The sequence below is a fragment of the Niallia taxi genome (assembly GCF_004005475.1).
In the GTDB taxonomy this organism is placed as follows: Bacteria; Bacillota; Bacilli; order Bacillales; family Cytobacillaceae; genus Niallia; species Niallia taxi.
Map to the genome: position 1 here is coordinate 437356 of NZ_RZTZ01000003.1, position 21969 is coordinate 459324.

Genomic DNA, 21969 nt, shown 5'->3' on the forward strand with positions numbered 1-21969 from the left:
ACTACTTCTCAATCTTTATATAAGCAGGACTACTAGAAAACCATAACTCAGAATTCCCTTTCTCCCAATATTTATTACTTTGACCATTAATATTTGTATAAAACCAGCTTAAATTTTCTAAAAAGGGCCAATTATAATGGTGAGATTCACTTTCAGTCCAATAAACATAAATACTATCATCTTTATTATTTTTAAACTCTAAGATATAATCAGAATTTTTATTAGTATTAACCCGCTTAGAAAAATAATATCCATTTAAAGTTTTACTAAAATTATATAATGCCACTGCTGATTCTTTTGTGGTATTTTCATTATATTTTCTTATTCCAAAATTCTGTTCTCCCTCGTCAGGATTATCTCCACCATTTTTCCAATCATATAAGATACTAATTTCAACATTACTATACAAATTCACTAATAACATTCTTACTAGATATTCAGCTTGTTGCTTTTCAGTTAATTTACTCCCATACCAAGCTAATGCAGTTGAATAACCCCATTCTCCTGAAATGATCGGAATATGTTTGTCAGAGTAAATCGATATTAACTTTCTTAATTTTTTATAATCTTCTATAACTGTCTCTGGATTTTCCGATCTATATGGATGAACGGATATTGCATCTATATACGTTAATATACCTTTATTAAAGCTTTCTTCTAGCCATAATAATGAATGAGAACTAATTCCAGATAAAGCTGGAGCAACAATTATTCCACTTTTATCATATTTTTTTATAACAGTAGCTGTCTCCTCTACTAGTTTTAAATAACCATCTATACTAGTAAAATTGGGACTCCAAAAGCTCTCAATGTTAGGCTCATTCCAAATCTCCCATATTGCATTTTGATTACTATATCTTTTGACTGTTTTTTCCACGAATTTAACAAAGGCTTTTCTTCCCTCTTCAGTTAATATAGAATTATTCTCCTCATACAATGGATTACTAAAACCCAACGTATAATAAGGTCTAATGTTATTTTTAACTAAATTTTGATTAAAGCTATCGTATATAGTATAATCATAATTATTTTTTAACTTTTCGACATTAGCCCATCTGATATCCTCTCTTACTATTTTAAATCCATTGTCTTTTATAAGATTTACATTTACTGGACTATTAATCATATGAGTTTGAATACCAATATTATTTGGGATAGTCGTGGATGTTTGACCAGCAAACTTTTGCTCAGTTATTCTTGTGTTACTTTGTAAAAATAATAAAATGATTAATATATAAATTATTGGTATATATTTATATTTGTACATATTTCACACACTTTTTCAGAATAATTTTTTGATAATAACTAAACACGATCCTTTATTTTTTTTGCTGGTATACCTCCTACAATCGTGTATGGATCTATATCCTTATTTACAATTGATCCAGCAGCAATAACTGACCCTTTTCCAATTTTAACACCTTTTAGAACCACTACATTTGCACCTAACCAAACATCATCTTCGATAATAATGTCACCATCAAACCATTCATTTTCCATAATCAAATTCTCTCTTGATGTACCATGATTAGACGCAACTAATTTCACTGAGGGTCCAAAAAGTACATTATTACCTATAATTATGTTACCTTTGGGAGCTGCCCACAAAAAACACCCATTATTGATAAATGTGTTATACCCTATTTCTATATTTTTTGGTTCTTTAACATATACATTATGATAAATCCTTGTTTTTGAACCTCTTTTTATTAGACTAATTCTTACGCAATTTAGAAGATAATACAAAATAGTCATTCCTATATTTTTAACAATCCTTATAAGTAACAAATCAGCTCATAACCCCCTTCCTTAAACTTCTAAATATAACTCTTCATGTTCCTTAATCATTTTATTTATAGTAAAGTTGTTAGTATAATGACAATATGAGTTAGTTGACATTTTTTTTTGCTTTTCTGGATTATTGATTATATCTCTGATTTTTCTAATGGCAACGTCTAAATTATGTAATTCATATAGATTCCCATTAAAATCATCCACTACTAATTCAGTATGACCTGTTACTTTTGAACAAACTATTGGCAGCTTAAAAGCCATTGCTTCTATAAGTGAATATGGTAAGCCCTCATACAACGAGCTTGATAAGAAGAGATCAGCATCCCTTAAAAACATTGAAGGAGAATCTGAAAACCCAGGTAACTTTATTACATCAGATAGTTTATTATTGTTCACGTAATTAACTACTTCATTGTAATATTCCCCATCCCCAATATACGTGTAACGTATATTCGGAAATTCATTAATAAGCTCCTCGATAATTTTTATAGATTCCATTGGATTTTTTTGATAATCCAATCTTGCAATACTAACAATTTTAAATATCTTTTCCGCTGTGTATTTCTCATCCTCTTGTATTATTGAAATGCCATTGTATATAACTTTCGATTTTTTTCTTTTACAAATATTTTTTGAAATAGAGAACTCCTCTTCGCCTTTTGAAACGTGTATAATACGGCTTGTAAAGCCTCTCGCAAGTACTCGCTCGATATTTGTAAATATCAAATCTTTAACTTTGTTAATATTAGGATTCTGTACTATATATCCATGAGGTGTATATACTATACATTTTACTTTTAACATCTTAGCTGTAAATCTACCAAGTACTCCCGCCTTAGTACTATGGCAATGTACTATATCTGGTTTAATCAATTTTAGAAGGTTAAAAACTCTTATGAAGGATACCAAGTCCTTAATAGGATTAATTTCTCTTTCCATTGACTCAATTGGATAAAATTTAATATTATCCATGTTTATTATTCTGTTTGTAAACACTGTATCCATTCTTTTAGTTCCATGAATTACCGTTATATTGAATTTAGATTGATCTAAGTTTTCTAACAAATCTAATAGATGTTTTCTTACTCCTCCACCTAAAGCCTCACAAATAAAAACAATTGTTTTTTTTTTCATTTTCTCATACCCTTATTATTTAATATATTCACGCAGAACTATGTTAGTTAAAGTTAGTTGCGATTTTCCAAAATGCTCCTGCTGCCTTAAATCGTTTATATTTCACCAACTTCCATGTGAATTTTTCCACATACGAAGTAATACCTCTTCTTCTATTATAATAAGAATTGTTCTCCCATCTTGGAAATCTAGTTTGAATGAATTCAATAGCTTCTAGTATATTTTCATTGTTAATGTTATTAGAAACTAATAACTTTCTAATGATTAGATTCTTTACAATATGTTTTATAAACAAAAACTCCAGTTCATTTTCATTTACATTACCTTTTAAAAACACATCTACAATTTGTAGCATTTTTAAAATATCCATATTCTTATCATTATTTATCTGGTGGGATTGTGACCCATTTCTTGTAAAATTATAATTGTAAAGTGATTTATTGAGTTTTACTTTCTTAGAAGTTAATCCCACTATAACAGGAACAACACCTAAATCTTCATACCAAACGCCTTCAGGAAATTGATACCCTTCCCAAAGCTCCTTTTTATACATTTTATTCCAAGGAACTGATTCACTATCAAAGATATTTGTACCTGTAACTTGTTTAATTATAGTATTTGATTTAATAGTATTAATATCAAATATCACCAAATCAGAGTAAGATGAGATTAATGCTTGAACACATTCTTCAACACAATTTAACTCAATCCAGTCATCGCTATCTACGAACAAAATGTACTCTCCCGAACATTCTTTAATACCTTTATTTCTTGCACTTGCTTGCCCAGCATTTATTTGATCATAAAAAATTATATTACTATATTTTTCTTTGTAGTCTTGTATAATTTCTTTCGAATTGTCTGTTGACCCATCATTTATAATAAGTATCTCAATATTATTATAAGTTTGATTAACTACAGAATCTAAACATCTCACCAAGTAATCTTGTACATTATACACTGGTATGATAATTGAGACTAATGGTTTCATAATGGAGACCTTCCTTATCATTCAAAGTTATTAAAAATGGTTTCGTAAGGAACAACACCATCACCGTTGTTCATTAATACGGAAATCATTCTGATGAAGAAAATAATAATAATTATAATCTTTATTATGTTTCTTGTACCGCTCTTATTTTGTAGTAAAATAAATCGCGGAAAAATAATTACTGACAAAAGTGAGAAGAGATAATTAAGGCGTATTACAAGAGTTGAGTATGGCAGAAAGCTATTTAATATAAAATATAATAAGAAACATGATTCTATCCAGTCTAATTTCTCACCTCTATTCTTTTTTTGTTGCACAAATGTAAAAGTTACAATCCAGTAAAATAAATAGAAGATTTGATTTACTAAACTTCTATTGTTATCTGCTATAAAAACTGATCCAGTATATTTTTCTCCAAAGAATGCATTCATATTAAGAACTTGATTAAAAATCAGCGATTTCAATTCTTCTGATAACAAGAAAAATGAGCATAAGCATACCCATAATAATATTTGATATACAGTCAGTCTTATTTTAATTACTTTAAAAATAAATAGGGGTAAGAATACAATAGCACTCTTGTGCAATCCAATGGCCAATAAAATAATCAAAAAAGCAAAAATAATCTTCTTATATTTGTAAAACAAAATTAATGCCAAAATGATTAATGATATTGAGCTAAACTGCCTAAATGTATTTAAACTAGAAAAATATGTGTATGATCCTAATAGAATTAATATTGATATATATTTATAAGGTGAATACTTTTGAATTAGAAAATAAACTGCAATCATAAATATTGCTGAATTAAGAAATAATAAGAACTGGTAATCTAAACCAATATTTCTAAGTAAGTTACTAATAGAGAAATATAACCAGCCAAGTTCTAACTGTTTCTCGATACCACTCTCATAAATCCCTTGATATAAATCATAATCTGTACCTATGTTATATCTAATACAAGCAATAATTAATAAGATAAAACACATTATTTTTGCATAAAATTTTTGACTAATTATTGTTTTATCATTTATACTAATAATTTCTTTATCTGTATAAATTCCAATTATTAATAAAAATAAAAATAATACAATATAAAAAAGCATTATATTTTCCTCTTTGCTCCAAATTAATTAAAATAAAAATTAATCAATTTCTAATTTTTTTAAAAACTAATATAAAATAAATATTAAGCGTACTAATTAAATTTTTACCTAAACCATCTAATCTTTCAATATATTTCTCTCCAAACCTATCCAAAAAATAACTCTCGTTATTTTTTATAAATAAATTTTCTTTCCAATCAGGAAACAAATTATATATTTCGTTTCTGGTGCTCTTCATTTTTCTGTAAAAACCAAAAATATTAAATCGGTAATATTTAATTTGTCTATACATGTTAGACCACATCAGTAATTTTAGATATTGATAACAAAGACCATCATAATTTTTATTATTTAATGAATCTGTTTTTTTATAATAATCTTTAATATTATCTAAAACATCATAAATATCATTAATCTTATTATTAACAGTATTTAAAATTGAGCCTTCCCGATTTCTTCGATAATAATATAAGGGTTTATTTATGTATTTGTAATTCTTTATTTGACTGATTACTTTATACGTTACTCCAACGTCCTCATATAATTTTCTTATAGGAAATTGTGTATTTTCAAACAATCTTTTATGGTAGATTTTATTCCATGCTGCTGGTTGAACAGTCCAAATTTCACTATCTTTTTCTATTCCTTTAATTATAGTGGTGCTTTCATCTGAATAGTAATCAAACCAGTCAAATATCACTAAATCTGGATCCTTTTCTACCTCATCTAGTGCAACTTCTAAAAAGTCCTCAGAAATTTTATCATCACTATCAATAAATGCTATGTATTCAAATCTAGCCTTTGTTAAGCCATAATTTCTAGCATCACCCAAGCCCCCATTGCTTTTTTCATAATAATGAAAGTTAGGAGTTTGCTCTGCAAATTTTCCTGCTAAAATACCCGAACCATCTGTTGAACCGTCATTTACTAATATAACTTCAAATTTATTTTCATCTACTAACTTACTGCTTGTTATTAAAGAATTTAAACAATCTTCCAAATAATTTTCTACATTATAAATTGGAATTATTACACTTATACCTGTCATAATTCAACCCCTGAATCATTTATTTATTATTAATACGCACCCTTCTTTAGGGCTACTGAATAAAAACTTAGGAATACTATCTTAAGATCAAAGAATAAAGATTTATTATATACATAATGTAATTCTAGATTTACTCTTTCCGGGTAACCTATATTACTTCTTCCACTAACCTGCCAAAAGCCAGTAACTCCAGGTTTTACGGATAAAAACAAGTCTTTTTTATCACCGTATTCATTTAATTCTTCGCTTATTACAGGTCTTGGGCCAACCAAACTCATATTTCCAATTAATATATTTATTAATTGGGGTAATTCATCAAGGCTAGTTTTTCTTAGGAATCTTCCAATTGATGTAATTCTAGGATCTTCATCAGGCTCAAGTTTGTAACTATTTTCTATATACTTTTCATACAATGCTTTATTTGCAATTAACTTTTCTTCTGCATTTACAACCATTGATCGGAATTTATAAATGTAAAATTCCACACCATCTTTTCCAACTCTCTTTTGTTTAAAGAAAACAGGTCCTTTTTGATCACCGAACATATATAAAATGGTAATTAGCAAAAAAAGCGGAGCTGTAATTATTAATCCAGCTATTGAAGCGCAGACATCAAATATCCTTTTTGTTACTAGGTAATTATTACTAACCTCTAATGGTTTTAACCTTTCAATATTATAAACCGACTCATTCATTTTTGGAGATGATGACATTCTATTACACCGCTTTCTTATTATTTAGGATTTAAAGAGTTTATCAAAAGACTCCCAAAAACTTTTTTCTTTTAATTTGATAAGGAATTTCTTTAATAATTATATTATTAGTAATCACATTTTCGGAATTTTCCGCAAATAAATAAACATAGTCGGTCCCAAAGTCTTTCTCTATTATATCGAAAGCTTCATTTAGTTTAAATGTACGATTAATAGTGTTATGTGCATCAGATGCTACAAAATGAGTAAGATTATGTTCTATTAATTGATAAGCAAATTTTTTTATAGATTTCCCAAAATATCCGACTACACTGGCAGCTGTTACTTGAGTAAGAGCTCCATTATTAACTAAATTGTATAAAATAGATGGATTTTCAAGTAACTCTTTATTTCTTTCTGGATGAACAATAATTGGAGTTAAACCCTCAGTTTGAATATCATATAGTAATCTTTCAGCATATCTTGGTACACTTGCTGTTGGAAATTCGATAAACAAAAAATTGGAATTGGTAAGTGTTAGGATTTCTCCTTTTTGGTAATCTTCTAGGATCTCCCCAAAAATTCGATTTTCCTGCCCTGGAAGAATTTCAAGTGGAATATTTTCTTTCCTTAATAACCTATTAAGTTTGTCTACATTTTTTAGTATATCAACTTTCTTATTTTCGTATTTATTATTTCGGTGATGAGGTGTAGCAATTATGGTCTTTATTCCTTCCTTTACTGCTTCCCTTGCCATTAATAAACTTTCTTCCGTAGTTACTGGACCATCATCTACACCCGGCAAAATATGACAATGAATATCAATCATAACTGTACACCCTTTTCCCCTCTAATTTCTTTAGCTCATATAATAGTATAAATATTACAATAAAACTCGAAATATTTTAACTTGTTCCATAATAATAATAACTACCTTTTTTATCTATCTTCTTATTATTTAAGACGACTCCCAAAAGACGCCCGTTAGTAGCTGTTAAAAGTTCTTTTGTTTTTAGTAAATTTTCCTTTTCTGTTTTACCACTACTAACTACTAAAACACTACCCTGGCATAAATTCCCTAATATTTGTGCATCAGTAACGGCAAGTACAGGTGGGGTATCAAAAATAATTAAATCAAATTCCTCTAAAGCTCGTTCCATAAAATATTGCATTGATTTAGAACCTAGCAATTCAGACGGATTTGGTGGGATTGGACCACTTGGTAATACAAACAAATTACTCTCATCTGTTTTATTGACAGCTTCCATTAATTCTGTTTGGTTTGTTAATATTGATGTTAGGCCCGTTGTATTTGTTAATTTAAAAGTATAATGAACAGTTGGTTTCCTCAAGTCAGCATCTACTAATAAAACTGTTTTCCCTTGCTGGGCAAAAACAATAGCAAGATTTGCAGTTGTAGTTGATTTCCCTTCACCTGGTCCTGAAGAAGTAATCATTATAGACCGGATTTCTTCATCCACACTAGAGTATAAAATATTTGTACGAATAGTACGATATTGCTCTGAGATAGGTGACTTGGGGTCAAATTTTGCCACTAGTTTTCTTTTACTATCTAACAGTCTTTTCTTTCCACTTGAACTTGTTGCCAATTAACTAGCACCTCTCATTCTTCCATTATTTTTTTCTCTTGTTTTAGCATCAAAATTTTCATCAATTGTTGTTATAGCACCAAGTACAGGTATTCCAAGCAATTTTTCAATATCCTGTTCGGTTTTCACAGTATTGTCTAAGTATTCAAGCAATAATGCTATAGCCACTCCGAGAAACAGGCCAATTACAGCAGCAATAGCTATATTTAACGGTGGATTTGGACTTATAGGCGACTTGTTTTCTTGATCATTTGCTAGTGGTAAAATTGTTACATTGTCTACATTCATTATCTCTTTTATTTCCTTCTCAAAAACTTCTGCAACCATATTAGCAATCTTTAATGCATTAACTGGATCTGTATCAATAACAGAAACAGTCATAATTTGAGAGTTTTGTGTACTTTCCACTGAGATATTATTGTTCAACTCCGAAACACTTATATCTAAGTTAAGTTCTTTTTTTACTTCATTAAGAATAGCTGCACTTTTTAATATCACACTATAAGTACTAATTAACTGAACATTCGTTTGAACTTCATTATAATTATAAACAGATTGATCTTCTTTAGATTGATTAACAAGAATTTGCGTTGACGATTTGTATTCAGGCGTTAATACAAAGTAGCTAATAACTCCACTTACAATCATTGCAATTAAAGTTACACTTATTATTAAAAGTATTCTTTTTCTTAACGTCTGAAATAATTCTTTAATACTAATAGTTTCTTCCATAGCTTCCTCCTATAAAAATATAAAAACATGAATTATTATACCATAATTAATTGCTAAATTTGTCGATTCTTGACATACTTTTAGTAGATTGCTTACATTTGCTCTTTTACTTTATCAAGGATTTTGTTATTTTAATAGTATTAATTTAAACTTGGGAAATTTTTCCCTAAAAATACAGGGATTTCCCTTTCATTTTCTTTTTTACATAATTAAAATATCCTAATTTTGTTTGGAGGTTATAATGAAAACTTTAATAGTCACCTTTCTTGCTTTAATACTTGCAGCTGTTCTTGTATTTGGTAATATTCATTGGAATTCCAAAAGTCCTGAACAAGCTTCTACTCCAGCTGTCACCAATTCAGTAAATAATACAGACCATGAGCCTGAAATAGACACGGATTTTTATTTGGAGCTTGCTGCTAAATGGCCAGAGAAAGCTAGGGAACAATTAAAAAACAAATTAAATAGCCATAAAACATTCAAAATTGTGTTGCTTGGCTCTAATTCAATCGGCAGTGATACTTTAGGTTTGAATGATAAGTTAAAAGAAGCTCTTTTTAAAAAATATGAAAAACATGTAGAGCTAGAAAGTATTGTTTATGAAAACACAACTACTGATTATGTACTTAATCATGAAAGTGAAAAGCTAGTTGATTTAAAACCTGATATGGTTATTTTTGAACCGTTTCTTTTAAATGATAATAATATCGTAGCAATCCCTGACACTATATCAAATATTTCCTCCATTATAGAAAAAACAACTGCGGCTCTGCCTGATGTTACATTTATTTTGCAACCGCCAAATCAAATATATGATGCAAATCTATATCCTATGCAAGTCGCTGCATTGCAAGAATATGCAGCTGATCAAAACCTTACATATTTAAATCATTGGGAAGTTTGGCCAGCAGGTAATGATATTACAGTAAACGATTATTTGAATGCTGATGCACGACCTAATGACTCTGGATTTAAGCTTTGGAGCGATTATCTCTCTGAGTATCTTATTTCTAAATAGCGAGCTTAAAGCTCGCTATTATCGACTTTTTTGTTCTATATAACGCACGTTTTGTTTTATAATAACATCATAAAAACCTTTCGTAAATAGAATTTTTGTAAATTTATTCTCAGTTTTTCTTCTATTTTATGTAAACGCTTCCTAGTTTCTTCTATTATATATACAACTATTTAAATGATGTTTATATAAACATATCACTATTTTTTTCTGAGCGCTGCTATGTTACACAAATATAACTTTATCCTCACTTTCTCGTTATACTCCCACATAAAATGTAATTCATTAATAAATTTTTTTATAAAAACCTTACATTTAGGTTTGTAGTCTGAAATACTTGGGTATTTAGTCATTATTATATTATTTTCTTAATCTATTCAAGAAATAAAAGAGGTGGTAAACAGGACTTTAATCATAAGAATAACCTTTCTTTAATGTCCTTTGAAGCGTTATCGATTAGGACGTTTTTTATACGATATATCTCAGTTTAAAAATTCTTAAAATCAAAAAATACAAATAAAAGTATCGTGAGGGGCAAAAATGGGAATTAGAAGAAAAGTGTTTATTGGGTTTGGTGCAATATTATTGTTTATTATAGGGTTTGCGGTAGTCGGTTACTGGGGGAATGATCGTGCCGATGATCAGATGACCAAATTGATTGATAAAGATTATAAGCTTGTTTCTTTAGCAAATACCCTTGAGGAAAATTTATCGCAACGTGTCATTATGGCTCGTGGTTATGTGTTATATGGTGATGAAAACTATAAAGCTCAGTTTGCTGAGAATGCAAAAGAATCTGCTGTTTTAATGGAGGAAATGGAAAATTTAATAGGAGATAATGCGGATTATGCAGATGCTGTGGCTAAAACGGAAAAATGGAATAATCTTATTACCGACCAAGTAATTCCTGCATATGAAGAGGGCGGTTTCGATGCGGCAATTCCGTTAATGGAACAATATTGCCAAGTTTGGTCGTCAGATGCAATGGATGCTTGGGACAAGATTAAGAATTCAGTAGATCAGCAACTAACGAATACTGGTGATAACATCATTTCTGAGAATCATGCCCAGAAGAATGTATTTATGGTTATGGCGGTCTTGACGGCTGTTATAGCGCTTGCTGTAGCAGCTTGGTTAATCTATACGGTTGTTAAACCAATTAAAGTAATTGAAGGAAGGCTTACACAAATCAGTGATAATGATTTATCTGGTGAACCACTTCATTTCAATAGCAGAGATGAGTTCCAGCAGCTGGCCATTGCTGTTAATACAATGGTCGCAAGCTTAGTTGGCATGATTGACCGCATTAAAACGACAGAAGGTAGATTATTAGATACTTCGAGTCAATTGCTCACAGCAAGACAGGATTTAGAGGCACAATCAAGGGGAATTTTAGAATCATTTGAACAAGTAACAACTGGTTCTTTACTTCAAAAGGATACTGCTAATGATATGGCAGCTACGATGGCTGAAGGGGCAAAAGGCATTGAACTTATTGCAAGCTCATCGTTATCTGTCGCTGATTATTCTATACGTGTGAATGACGCTGCTAATGAAGGCAATAAAGTTATCCAAAATACTTTGGATGAGTTAAAAGGTCTTAACACAACTGTCACTGAAACAGTATCTGTTATGGAAAACCTGGGAGAAAGAACGAACAGAATTGGCGCGATTTCGGAGGTTATCACTAATATTGCTGAGCAAACCAACCTGCTTGCTCTTAATGCGACAATTGAAGCAGCAAGAGCTGGTGAGCACGGTAAAGGGTTTGCTGTTGTTGCGACAGAGGTTAGAAAGCTGGCGGAGAACTCGAAGGAATCTGCAAAGGAAATTGCTGATTTGATTCAAGCAGTTAAACATGATACAGAAACTGCGGTCACTTCGACTCTTAAAAGTAAAAGTGAAATGGAAAGCAGCTTGTTCTCTGCTAATAATGCTGGACTAGCCTTTAAAAACATTCTTGCTTCCATTGAAAATATTGTTGCTCAAATTCAAGAAATATCCACTACTTCTGAAGAGCTATCTGCAAGTGTTGAGGAAATAACAGCCTCTTCTGAAGAATTAGCTGCAATCGCAAGTGAAAATGTGGACCATGTTAATGCTGTCGCTTCTGCTTCTGAAAGCCAAACTACAACTAATGAACAAGTCGGCAGATTGATTAATGAGCTTAATGAGATGTCAAAAGAGCTCAATGATACGATGGACAAATTTAAACTGTAATACACTCAAAATAGGAAGGCCGCTGATAAGCGGCTTTTTGCTATTTATCTCAAGTTCATTTACAGAAAAAAAAACAACATAATTAACAATAATTGAACGCGCTTACTTTTGATAATATAATAAATATAAATATCTTACTTAGAGGAAACGGAGATGCACTTTATGCAAAATGTTAAAGGGTTACCATATCAAGACGTAAAAATCAGCAACTTAAGCTCCTTCGATGGTTATCAAATAAATTTCCGCATTAATGATCATCTATATCAGTTTCTAGTGGGAAACAAAAAGAGGCCATTCCCTTTAAACGTTATGCATATTTTTAAAGAAAAGGATATTTGTATTTTTTGCAATAAGACAATTTATCCTTACCCTGCCGGACAGCAGATCTGCCTTGCATTCCAAAAGCAATTGCCTTCTTTGCTCAATCATTTTCAGACTAGTTATCCTAATGACTTTATTGCTTAAGGAGGGAGACTCCCCCTCCTATTTTTATTGCAGTTCTATCCACTTAGAAGATATATAGATACCCTCTCCCCCAACCTCCAAATTTTGTATTTTATTATGACTATCCACATTAAAACGGGAGATAATTTCAGATGTAGCTTTCATCGCATGACCTTGTTCAAATATTAGGCTTGTGCTGGCTGGATCTATTAATCTGTGTTTATGTAGATAGCCTGTCAATGCTCCACTAGCTGTGCCTGTTGCACTTTCTTCGTTAATATCATAGAGTGGTGCGAAATTACGGCAAAAGGCTGTTGCCTTTGTATTAGTATCTAATGTAAAGACGTGGTAGCCCACAACTTGATGCTTTGCACTTATTTCTTCAATTTTATAAAAGTCCGGCTGCAGGCTTTGCAGCACTTCATTATTTTTGATTGGAATCAGGATATCCTTTAGGCCTGTTGAGACAACTTCAATTGGCAGGTCATCCATAATATCTGTCTCTGAAATGTTAAGTGACAGGGCAATATCCTTTTTGTCCAACTGTTGGCTGAATTCAGGATTATTCTGTGTGAGAAATACCTTTTCTCCTTCCACTCTTACTGGTAGAATGCCAGCTTTTGTTTCAATTGTGAAGCTGCCTTTGTTTATGATATTTTTTTGTACCAAAAGGGCAAAGCTTGCGATTGTGGCATGACCGCATAAATCTACTTCTGCTGCTGGTGTGAAGTATCTAATTTTATAATCAGCTGCTGCGGAGCTTTGAATAAAAGCAGTTTCAGATAATCCCATTTCGGTAGCGATGTACTGCATATCACCGGCACTCAGTCCGTCTCCCGCTACTACAACTCCGGCAGGATTGCCTCCTGCTTTGTTTTTCGTAAAGGCATTTACTACAAATACTTGTATGTTCATCTTTTTATACCTCTCTTTAGTTATCTTTCCTGTATGCTCGTTAGCTTCTATTTTAGATTGTTTTTGATTTATTCACTACCTTGAAGACACCAATTTGTTATTTTGTTATTATTATCTTTAACCTTAAGGAGATAGGTGGTCGCGTTATTATATGACAAACCTAAAAAGGCATTCTTACACAATGACCTACTAGCATATGAAAGTGAAGAAAATGATAAACAGCTCATCTATCATTTCAAAAAAGGATATGTGACTGTTTTAGGGGAATATTCAAGATACTATGACAATGAAGTGGACAAAGCCTATATTATTAGATTGTCATTTCAGTTCAAAAGAGCATTTTACGAGTAGATTAAATTCTAAAAAAAGAAGGTGTAATACTTTGAAAATGCCAGAGGTATACCTAATTGGCGAGCTGAGGATGAAAAACTTTGAAATTTTTCGTCTTATGCAAACAAAGGAAGATGGCTGGAACTATGTTATTGGATTTCTACTTATTGAAGATTGCAATAGAAAAAGCAGGATTTCGGATTATCCTTTTTTAGAAGAGGTTTTTAAAGACACACCAGAAGAGTTTGATACATCTGAAAATATAATAAAGTTACAGGCAGTAATCACAGAACCAATGGCTGAAGAAGACATAGAGGTTTTAGAGCATATCAGTGTCAGCTTAGTAGAATTCAAGGAACAGACTGCTGTTACTTTTTCCGTTATTGTGAGGGAAGACCTAAATGAGTTAATCGGTCTGCTTGATGAAAATCCTTTTGCTGTTTATACAGAACTCCTGCTGTACACAGAAGCAAAGCCTACAGTTTCTCATTTTAAGAAGGAATCTCTAAGAAGACTTTTTCAGGAGTATTCCTCTTGAAAATTTAAAACCAAGGTATCTAACGGTGTGTGAGTTTAACATAAGATACCTTGGATAGGATTTAAGACCTATAAATGGTATTATATTACCATCTATACTTAAGGCATAGTGGTAATATAACCCAGTCTTTCAAAAAAAATAAAAAAAGCCCTTCTCTTAAAGTAGATGGGCATTAAACTTATTATGAGATCTTTCTCTTCTTTCCACATCGAACACACTTATCAGTATAATAACTGAATTTATGTCTACGTTTACATAGACAAATTATCGCTTTGAAAAACATGTTGACACTCCCCTTGATGATTATTCAATCGAGGTAGTCCAGCCATCATAGAATTCCTTAGACCTGTGACTTTGCGTCCCATCTTTTCAATATGGTTTGCCTTTGTCTGGATTGGAAAGATAATATGGATATATTAACACTATGAAGATATTATTACCATTAACAAGAGATTACAGTATTGTTAACTTTATAATAAGAACTAGTTAGTAGTTCATCGTGTGTTCAAAAAATAAAAAAACCTTAAAAGCACCATTGAACATCGGGCTTTTAAGGTTAGAAAAGAAAACTATGACATCAAAACAATAGATTTGGGTTGGGTACTATTGTTTTGCGGGAACTTACAGTTATGTATCATTAGTCTTTTATGTTAATAAATTTCTTAATTAATCTATTATTCTTTAGGTAATTCCTCAGAAAGCAAAGTAGCTAAAACTTTTTGCCCTTCGTAGGTTGGATGAATTTCTCCACTAATTACATAATCACTTTCTTTCCCATTAAATGTACTGAAGCTATCAATGTACATCACCGATTTATTTTTCATTGCTATATTCTCATAATGTTTATTTATTTTTTTAATAATTAAATCACCAAATTCATCTCCTGTTGTACCTGCAGGGATTGGGTTATATAAACCCACTATATATATTGGTGAATTAGTATTATTTCTAATCGTCTCAACTATGTTATCTAAGTTAATCATCGCTTGATTAGCGGCATCTTGTATTGCACTAATCTGCTTCACTGTAGGTAATGCTCCGTTTCCACTTCGTACTTTTTCTAAAAAATCATTAGCAGCCCCTAATAGGTCCACACTCCCAATATCAATGCAGATTAAGTCAGATTTTCTGATTTTTGATTGATAGATAGGATTGTCCAAATCATTCAATAAATTTCCAGTAGTTGCACCACGAGACGCCAAATTAACAATATGAAAATTTTCATATTGATTACCGATTATGTATGGAAACCCATACTTAGTTGGCATATGTTTTGGAGAATTAGTATCAGCATTCCATCCTAATGAAATGGAGTCTCCCAAAAAAATGAATGTCCTTTTATTATTTTCATTAAGCTCTTGAAAAGTGTAAAACCCATTTTCTAATGTTCTCTTAATAATTTCTATTCCTTCTTTTCTAGTTACATTGTTATATAGAGCATTTTGATCGAATAAGTCATTAAAACCACTCTGGTTAAGGAAATTGATGCTATCATTCCCCTTGTTCTTTTCCCCAAGAACCATATTTACTATTTCTGCAGCACGTAAATGGTTAATTTTTTTATTACTTTGTTTTACATCTAGAGATTTATATTTATATTCCTCTACTGCTTTCTGATAATATCCGGCTGCCCAATATTCTGAAGTATCTGTAACCGTGGGAGAAACACCATAAGCCTTTGAGAGTAACACAAAAAATTCAGCCTCTGTCATTTCTTTTTTAGGTTGATCAATATTTTCGTTCTCGATATATTGATTTATCCACTTAATCTTTTCTTCCAGCAATCTATCTTTATTAGCTCTTTCATCATTAATTGCTTCAATATTTATATTAATTGCTGTTACTTCTTTTGTTTTGTGTGATTGATATTTTATTCCAAGGCAGAGTACAGCCACAAATACTATGAATAATGTCAGTAGTATCCATAAAGTTTTATTTACTTTAATTCTCCCCATATATTGCTCCCTTATTCTATCTTATCTTGGAGATATTAACACACGGACATAATATATGTATAGTACATTTTAACTAATATATGATTCCTCTCAGCCTTTTAGTCCTAGCCCTCAATGGATAATATACATTCTAAGTGGTGGCTAAGTATTTTTCTCATAGTAATAAATTAGTTTTCCGGACATATCTTTTTTTTTATTTTTCTAATTCACTTGTAACTAAGAATCTTTCCAATACTATTTGGATACCGATACAGCGGAATATGTAACCACCATAAAATACAAAAAACCCTCTAATTTATAGAGGGGAAAAGTTGCTCTTTTTTCAAATTAAGCTAAAATCACTACAAAAGCTATTAACATTTACTTATTAAACACAAATCATTTATCTGTTTTCTAACAAATATTCACATCCATAGATACTAGTTAAATCGACAATTGAATTCATTTGAAGTTTTATTTTCACACACCTTATATCTTTAACTCTAGTAGAGATCATTTTTGTTTATTAATATATTCTCTAATAAGTTTCACATCACTTTCTCTCTTTTCATCAGGAGAAACTCCTAACTTTTTATACTTCCATATAATTAATCTCTCATAATGATTATAATTATTTTCTTCGGCTAATAATGTATAATCAAATTCAACATCAAACTTACCCGTAGAATATAACTCAAATGTTAAATTAGTCCAAGGTTCCTGCTTATTTCTTTTAAATTCTTCCCATAGATCTCTAAAAATACTGTCAAGAAGATTTAATTGACGATCAGTCTCGTCTTCATCAATCCCTTCCATATCTTCAATATCTAAACTGTATATCGGTTCCTGCTTATTTTTTGGATAGTAGAAAAAAACCGTCGAATCACTATATTCATCAACTTCAGAGTATACGATTACTTTTTCCCATGGTTCTGGAATAATAATGTTTAACTGCATAGCTACTTTTTGATAAATACTTTCCAAGTTCTCTGTATTCATTTACTTTCCTCCATATACATTTTTCAAACTGGCTATAATTTTTTCCCATCAATTCTATATTTTATGTTAAAGTAACGGGCCTTACAGAATTAATTTTCTTACACAATAAAACAACGCCGCTTTAACTTACCCATTGTTCTTCGCCACAAGCTTTGTCATTCTCATTGGTTTGTTAACTCCCTGTCATAACTACTCTCGCTATATAAAACGTCTTCTCTGTTTATCGTACATCTCACAAAATCCGAATATAAAATCAATACTCCAAGGCGGTTCTACCTTTATGAGCTATGAATTTCAATATAGCATCAGCATCATTCATGTTACCCAAAACATAATTGTCTAATAAAAAAAGCACTTGTTACCTAATCGGCAACATCAAGCGCTTTATGGTTTGCTATATATAATAAATCTTTCCTTCTTTAAACCCACGAGCAAATATAGCCATTTATTTTTTTCCAACTTACTTGTTAAATTAAATAGGATTATTCGGAAATTCACTATGATACTTATCAATTAATGCTTTATAATTGTCATCAGTTGGAATCTCACCTAAATATTTATTTTTCCATATAATCATTTCCTTATCAGCTTTTTGCCCCACATATTCGATACATATGGAAATTATATCTACTGCAAATCACTAAATATATATTCAAATTCCTTCATAGTATTTTTCTTTTCCTTTTTCTTTTTCTAGTGTGTTCCTACTATGAGAAGGTCTATTTTCTCTTTTAATTAATTGTAAATTACCATTTGCGTATTTAGCCATAAAAAAGCACCTGTTGTATTAACAACCAAGTGCCTTATAGTACGAAGAAGATGTATTAATCTAGTCTACATATTCAGCTGTACCTATAAAATTAAGTTCGTATTCATTATTGCTTACTGAATTTATAGCTTTACCATCGTTAGCATAATTGTAGTTGTAAATCAAAATAATGGTATTATACTTAGAAATTAATTTAACATTTATAAACTGTTTTATCAGCTGATCATCATATGAAAAATCTATTAGAAGCTTTTCTATATCATCTTCAGCATCTGGTATGCAATCCTTCTCTATTAAATCTCTATCATAATAGCCTAATTTAAATTCCTTTTCAAAAGTTGAAGGAATACTATCTCCATCTTCATCATATTTTACTTCAGTATACTTTTCTAGCTCATCAAAGTTTTGAAAGTTTCCTAACCACAAAGAAACATCATTTTTCATAATTTATTACCTCCTTAAGCCCTCTAGTAAATCCATAACACCATTCTTCATTCAGTTTTGCACCACTGATTCCTTCATCTCTAAAAACGTTTATCAAGTTCAAGTTGTTTTCATCACAATATGCTATAATATCCTCTTCTTGATATTTCAAACTATATCCATCTCTCGCTTGTCCTTGTGTTGAAACTCGTATATACCCAATAACGTTCAATTTCATCACCCTTCCGTTACGAAAATTACAATTTAGCGAATAGCGAGTATTATACGATTCTCTCCAAGAAAATAATAACCCTTTATATTTATTCTGTTTGGTTAATATCACCTTTTGAATTATCCATTGTTTATCGCTACGAGCATTGTCATCTCGTTAGTTTAAGTGCTTTGCAGTATCATAAGTATCCCTGCCATATAAAATGTCATCTCCCTCGTTTCTCGCACTTTTTCAATAGTTAAAGTATTACAACCGTACCCCATGATGGTATAGCCACCATGGGGTCTCTATTTCAAGCAGGTATAATTTATTGCGCTCAATTAACTATATTACACACAAAAAAGCACTTAATGCTTTAAATGCAATCAAGCGCTATAAAATATCATGCTATGTTATTCCTAATCAAGGAACTTTAAAAATTCTTCAAAATCATCTGCCACTTTAAATGTTATAGGTTCAAATTCACCTGATTCCTCATGAGACCACACGCATACAGATGGATTTTCTTTATTGTGCCTAAAATCTAAGCACACGAAGTCACCCGCAAATACACTAGCGATAGGCAATACCTCAGCTCCTACCAAATCTTCATTGTCGGTTAATCTCTCACCAATTTGAGAAAACACAACATCTATGTCATATATACCTTTGGTGTTATTTTCTATATCATCAAGAATACATAAAAACCTTTCTATTGCATAACCACGATTGTTGCATTCAAATGTCGCTTCTTCAACCTCTATTCCATTATACAACTTCACAAAATTCACAAAAGGCTCTGGTAATCTCAGCCGCCAAAACTTTTCATGTTTTTTAATCAGTTCTTCTGAAGGCAATGGCGTAACTATAGTATCATGTTTCATTTTCATTGTTTTCCCCCTTTCTTTAGACTATCCTATCTTGGTACATCTGCCCACATTCCGGTAGATCTACCGCCATTATGAATAGTAATATTGTGTATACCAAGAGGAATGCAGATATCCATTTCCATCAAACATATACAAATCAGTTTCATTTGCTAGTTTCATTGCTGCTTCAACTACTAATGGCAACTCACGATAAGCAAGGCTATTCAGAGTTAGATAATAGTTATATGACTGAATTTCTACTTATATCAAATATATCTATGTCTTTTTCTTCAAATAGGTCTTCTAAGGCATCTGTTCCTTATCTCTCAGCAAATAATAACTCTTTTGTAGAAATTGGTACTGCGAGTAACCACGTAACTTTCTTATCTATAAAGTCTAGGGAGATAAGTTTTTCCCATAAAAAAGGTGAAGTAAATAATATATGTTCCATCATGTATGATAGGCAACTTTGTATTTATTATATTGAAAGCACATGTAGATAATACATTCGGAAAGAGTTCAAACATGGTTGCACTAGCCCCCACAATTTCCACTCGCAAAGGTTTTTCATCAATTGAGTATCCAATTGAATAATCAGATAAACCAATTGTAGAATAAGAAGTAACACCCTCATAAGGTCTATCTATAGTCGATAAGATATCAACATTGCTCACATTATCTTCATCCCAATACTTTAAGACAATAGGTTTTCCCCCAAATGCTCTAAAGCTGTTCTTGCAATAATTTTGTTCGCTTTAGTAACTTTCATACTAAACCTCCTACAATCATAATTAATTATTAATCACCAAAATAATCATCTGTTAAATCTTCTCCCTTATGACTTCTATTTGAGGAAGGCAATTCTGGATAATAATGGCCCTGGATTATTATGTTCATCTATAAATTCTTTCCTTGATATACCTCGTTCTATTGCACTTTGTTGGTGTTTTCAATATTCATAACCTGGTTTGTGCCCCATATCCCACGGCTCATCTTTATTCATAAGTGTGTCAGTAAGTGGGTCTCTTACATTACCATCTGTATTTTTAGCTTTTTCCCAGACTTCATCTCTAACGCCTTTTCTATATCCAGAAGGTCTTTTATATTTTTTATCAAGATTACCTTTACCCTTAATCAATTCAACGGCTTGAAATCGCCCTTAAACTAACTAGGGGAAGAAACAAGAAGGCAAAGGAAGGTGGATATGCAGGAGGAAGGACAACTTTTGGTTACAGAAAGCAGGATACTGTAAAATGGCTGCTCGATGCTTTTAATATCACAGCAAGAAAATAACAACCCTTTGTGACTATTATTAATACATTTTGCCTTATCTTATTTCAATTTTAGTCATGCAGTTTATCCAGAAATTCTGTAAATGTTGCTGCAACGTAAAATACATTTTCTCTTGCACGCTCTTCAGCCTGTTCTTCTGTTAATCCTTCTTCTTCCATTAACATTTCTTTTTCAGCAGCGTTCTCATGTTCCCAAAAGACAACAATTGGATTATCTTCATGATTTTTATAATCAAAGCATATTAAATTTCCTGCTGGGTCAAAAGCAAAAGGTATTATTTTCTCTGGAAGAGTATCCTTGTAATCATTGAAGACTTCTACAATATGTTCATCATCTTCACTGTCATATGTTAATAATGTTCCGAAGACCTTTTCTTTTCCTTCGACTTGAAATATTTCAGGGCTAACATGTGCACCGTTGAAGTTCATAGCAACTTCTATATAATCTAAGGGAAATTTCACTCCTAATGTTTCTCCAACATTCTCCACTTCCTTTTTAGTCACTGGTTCGTCCCATGATCTCCATTTTACATTACTCATCTAATACCATCTCCCCATAATTTATTCCCACCTAAATGATTAACTTTATGCGTTTTAGATACTACAAGTTGCATCTTACCAAGCACTTGATGATGATTCCATTTCAAGCCTTTAATTCTAGCTTCCCCATTTTCAATATCCCTAAGTTGTTTTTGAAGGGAATAATTCTTTAGATAACCTTTCCTTGATTAATCGCTTCTTTTAATAACTTTATACATTCTTTAAATTGAGTATCATGGATTGTCAACATTAAATCAAACAGCTTTTTTAAGGGACGATTGTTTGTAGTCAATGGGGCTTACATAACCTAGTGTTCCATGGATTCGAAGCTTGTTATACCAGTTAACATAGTCACTGAATTCT

General features: G+C 31.2%; 24 protein-coding genes, 5 pseudogenes and 1 riboswitch. Of the genes and pseudogenes, 6 read left to right on the forward strand and 23 right to left on the reverse strand.

Annotated features, from left to right (window positions below):
- Position 1: 1 nt before the first annotated feature.
- From EM808_RS11355 to EM808_RS11400, 10 genes are all read right to left on the reverse strand, one after another.
- Positions 2–1267, reverse strand: a complete 1266-nt coding sequence (locus EM808_RS11355; protein ID WP_127738320.1) for a glycoside hydrolase family protein — start codon at positions 1265–1267, stop codon at positions 2–4.
- 38 nt (positions 1268–1305) lie between these two features.
- Positions 1306–1788 (reverse strand): acyltransferase, encoded by a 483-nt coding sequence (locus tag EM808_RS11360; RefSeq protein WP_205685845.1) that lies wholly within the window; start codon positions 1786–1788, stop codon positions 1306–1308.
- Positions 1789–1809: 21 nt separating this feature from the next.
- Positions 1810–2928, reverse strand: coding sequence for a glycosyltransferase family 4 protein (locus EM808_RS11365; RefSeq protein WP_127738321.1), 1119 nt, complete (start codon positions 2926–2928; stop codon positions 1810–1812).
- 43 nt (positions 2929–2971) lie between these two features.
- The gene (locus EM808_RS11370; protein WP_164849634.1) at positions 2972–3919 is read right to left on the reverse strand and encodes a glycosyltransferase family 2 protein; all 948 of its coding nucleotides are present in this window, start codon (positions 3917–3919) and stop codon (positions 2972–2974) included.
- 17 nt (positions 3920–3936) lie between these two features.
- Positions 3937–5025: an EpsG family protein gene (locus tag EM808_RS11375; protein WP_127738323.1), complete on the reverse strand. Its 1089-nt coding sequence runs from the start codon at positions 5023–5025 to the stop codon at positions 3937–3939.
- A 43-nt stretch (positions 5026–5068) separates the two neighbouring features.
- A complete protein-coding gene (locus EM808_RS11380) occupies positions 5069–6073 on the reverse strand; it encodes a glycosyltransferase family 2 protein (protein WP_127738324.1) in 1005 nt (334 codons plus the stop codon).
- 29 nt (positions 6074–6102) lie between these two features.
- Positions 6103–6768: a sugar transferase gene (locus tag EM808_RS11385; RefSeq protein ID WP_235856600.1), complete on the reverse strand. Its 666-nt coding sequence runs from the start codon at positions 6766–6768 to the stop codon at positions 6103–6105.
- A 61-nt stretch (positions 6769–6829) separates the two neighbouring features.
- A complete protein-coding gene (locus EM808_RS11390; protein ID WP_127738326.1) occupies positions 6830–7594 on the reverse strand; it encodes a tyrosine-protein phosphatase in 765 nt (254 codons plus the stop codon).
- A 76-nt stretch (positions 7595–7670) separates the two neighbouring features.
- Complete coding sequence (locus tag EM808_RS11395; RefSeq protein WP_127738327.1) at positions 7671–8375, reverse strand: CpsD/CapB family tyrosine-protein kinase; 705 nt, start codon at positions 8373–8375, stop codon at positions 7671–7673.
- On the reverse strand, positions 8376–9107 hold the full coding sequence (locus EM808_RS11400) for a YveK family protein (RefSeq protein ID WP_127738328.1): 732 nt from the start codon (positions 9105–9107) through the stop codon (positions 8376–8378). It lies immediately after the preceding gene.
- A 241-nt stretch (positions 9108–9348) separates the two neighbouring features.
- On the opposite strand from EM808_RS11400, the gene EM808_RS11405 reads away from it, so the two are divergent.
- From EM808_RS11405 to EM808_RS11415, 3 genes are all read left to right on the forward strand, one after another.
- Complete coding sequence (locus EM808_RS11405) at positions 9349–10125, forward strand: SGNH/GDSL hydrolase family protein (protein WP_127738329.1); 777 nt, start codon at positions 9349–9351, stop codon at positions 10123–10125.
- 537 nt (positions 10126–10662) lie between these two features.
- Entirely contained in the window at positions 10663–12342 is a 1680-nt protein-coding gene (locus EM808_RS11410) for a methyl-accepting chemotaxis protein (RefSeq protein ID WP_127738330.1), read from the forward strand.
- Positions 12343–12504: 162 nt separating this feature from the next.
- Positions 12505–12807: a hypothetical protein gene (locus tag EM808_RS11415; RefSeq protein ID WP_127738331.1), complete on the forward strand. Its 303-nt coding sequence runs from the start codon at positions 12505–12507 to the stop codon at positions 12805–12807.
- 24 nt (positions 12808–12831) lie between these two features.
- On the opposite strand, the gene EM808_RS11420 is transcribed toward EM808_RS11415, so the two are convergent.
- A complete protein-coding gene (locus tag EM808_RS11420; RefSeq protein WP_127738332.1) occupies positions 12832–13701 on the reverse strand; it encodes a PhzF family phenazine biosynthesis protein in 870 nt (289 codons plus the stop codon).
- A 135-nt stretch (positions 13702–13836) separates the two neighbouring features.
- Here EM808_RS11420 and EM808_RS11425 point away from each other — a divergent pair, with 135 nt between their 5' ends.
- Together EM808_RS11425 and EM808_RS11430 are read left to right on the forward strand one after the other, a co-directional pair.
- Positions 13837–14052, forward strand: a complete 216-nt coding sequence (locus EM808_RS11425; RefSeq protein WP_127738333.1) for a hypothetical protein — start codon at positions 13837–13839, stop codon at positions 14050–14052.
- 37 nt (positions 14053–14089) lie between these two features.
- Positions 14090–14569 carry a hypothetical protein gene (locus EM808_RS11430; protein ID WP_164849635.1) on the forward strand — a complete coding sequence of 160 codons (480 nt, stop codon included), beginning with the start codon at positions 14090–14092 and terminating at the stop codon, positions 14567–14569.
- A 312-nt stretch (positions 14570–14881) separates the two neighbouring features.
- Positions 14882–14963, reverse strand: a riboswitch (cyclic di-GMP riboswitch).
- A 280-nt stretch (positions 14964–15243) separates the two neighbouring features.
- On the opposite strand, the gene EM808_RS11435 is transcribed toward EM808_RS11430, so the two are convergent.
- The 9 genes and pseudogenes from EM808_RS11435 to EM808_RS11480 all read right to left on the reverse strand — a co-directional run.
- Positions 15244–16524, reverse strand: coding sequence for an SGNH/GDSL hydrolase family protein (locus EM808_RS11435; RefSeq protein ID WP_127738335.1), 1281 nt, complete (start codon positions 16522–16524; stop codon positions 15244–15246).
- Between the two features lie 492 nt (positions 16525–17016).
- A complete protein-coding gene (locus EM808_RS11440; RefSeq protein ID WP_127738336.1) occupies positions 17017–17502 on the reverse strand; it encodes an immunity protein YezG family protein in 486 nt (161 codons plus the stop codon).
- A gap of 472 nt (positions 17503–17974) precedes the next feature.
- Positions 17975–18082: pseudogene (locus tag EM808_RS29090) on the reverse strand (TIGR01741 family protein); the annotation flags it as partial.
- A gap of 249 nt (positions 18083–18331) precedes the next feature.
- Positions 18332–18715, reverse strand: a complete 384-nt coding sequence (locus tag EM808_RS11450; RefSeq protein WP_127738337.1) for an immunity 22 family protein — start codon at positions 18713–18715, stop codon at positions 18332–18334.
- Entirely contained in the window at positions 18705–18926 is a 222-nt protein-coding gene (locus EM808_RS11455; RefSeq protein ID WP_412973742.1) for a recombinase family protein, read from the reverse strand. The genes EM808_RS11450 and EM808_RS11455 overlap by 11 nt, the downstream gene beginning before the upstream one ends.
- 398 nt (positions 18927–19324) lie before the next feature.
- On the reverse strand, positions 19325–19795 hold the full coding sequence (locus tag EM808_RS11460) for an SMI1/KNR4 family protein (RefSeq protein ID WP_127738338.1): 471 nt from the start codon (positions 19793–19795) through the stop codon (positions 19325–19327).
- 102 nt (positions 19796–19897) lie between these two features.
- Positions 19898–19993 (reverse strand): annotated as a pseudogene (locus tag EM808_RS11470) (endonuclease V); the annotation flags it as partial.
- Between the two features lie 22 nt (positions 19994–20015).
- Positions 20016–20543 (reverse strand): annotated as a pseudogene (locus EM808_RS11475) (suppressor of fused domain protein).
- A gap of 29 nt (positions 20544–20572) precedes the next feature.
- Positions 20573–20885, reverse strand: a pseudogene (locus EM808_RS11480) (HNH/ENDO VII family nuclease); the annotation flags it as partial.
- Between the two features lie 29 nt (positions 20886–20914).
- Here EM808_RS11480 and EM808_RS29095 point away from each other — a divergent pair.
- Positions 20915–21034, forward strand: a pseudogene (locus tag EM808_RS29095) (recombinase family protein); the annotation flags it as partial.
- An 83-nt stretch (positions 21035–21117) separates the two neighbouring features.
- Here the strand turns inward: EM808_RS29095 and EM808_RS11490 are convergent.
- From EM808_RS11490 to EM808_RS29765, 3 genes are all read right to left on the reverse strand, one after another.
- Positions 21118–21606: an SMI1/KNR4 family protein gene (locus EM808_RS11490; RefSeq protein WP_127738339.1), complete on the reverse strand. Its 489-nt coding sequence runs from the start codon at positions 21604–21606 to the stop codon at positions 21118–21120.
- Entirely contained in the window at positions 21603–21713 is a 111-nt protein-coding gene (locus tag EM808_RS29100) for an HNH endonuclease (RefSeq protein WP_235856597.1), read from the reverse strand. The genes EM808_RS11490 and EM808_RS29100 overlap by 4 nt, the downstream gene beginning before the upstream one ends.
- 147 nt (positions 21714–21860) lie before the next feature.
- Positions 21861–21969 (reverse strand): IS3 family transposase (locus EM808_RS29765; protein ID WP_164849636.1); only part of this gene is annotated, 109 nt, incomplete at its 5' end.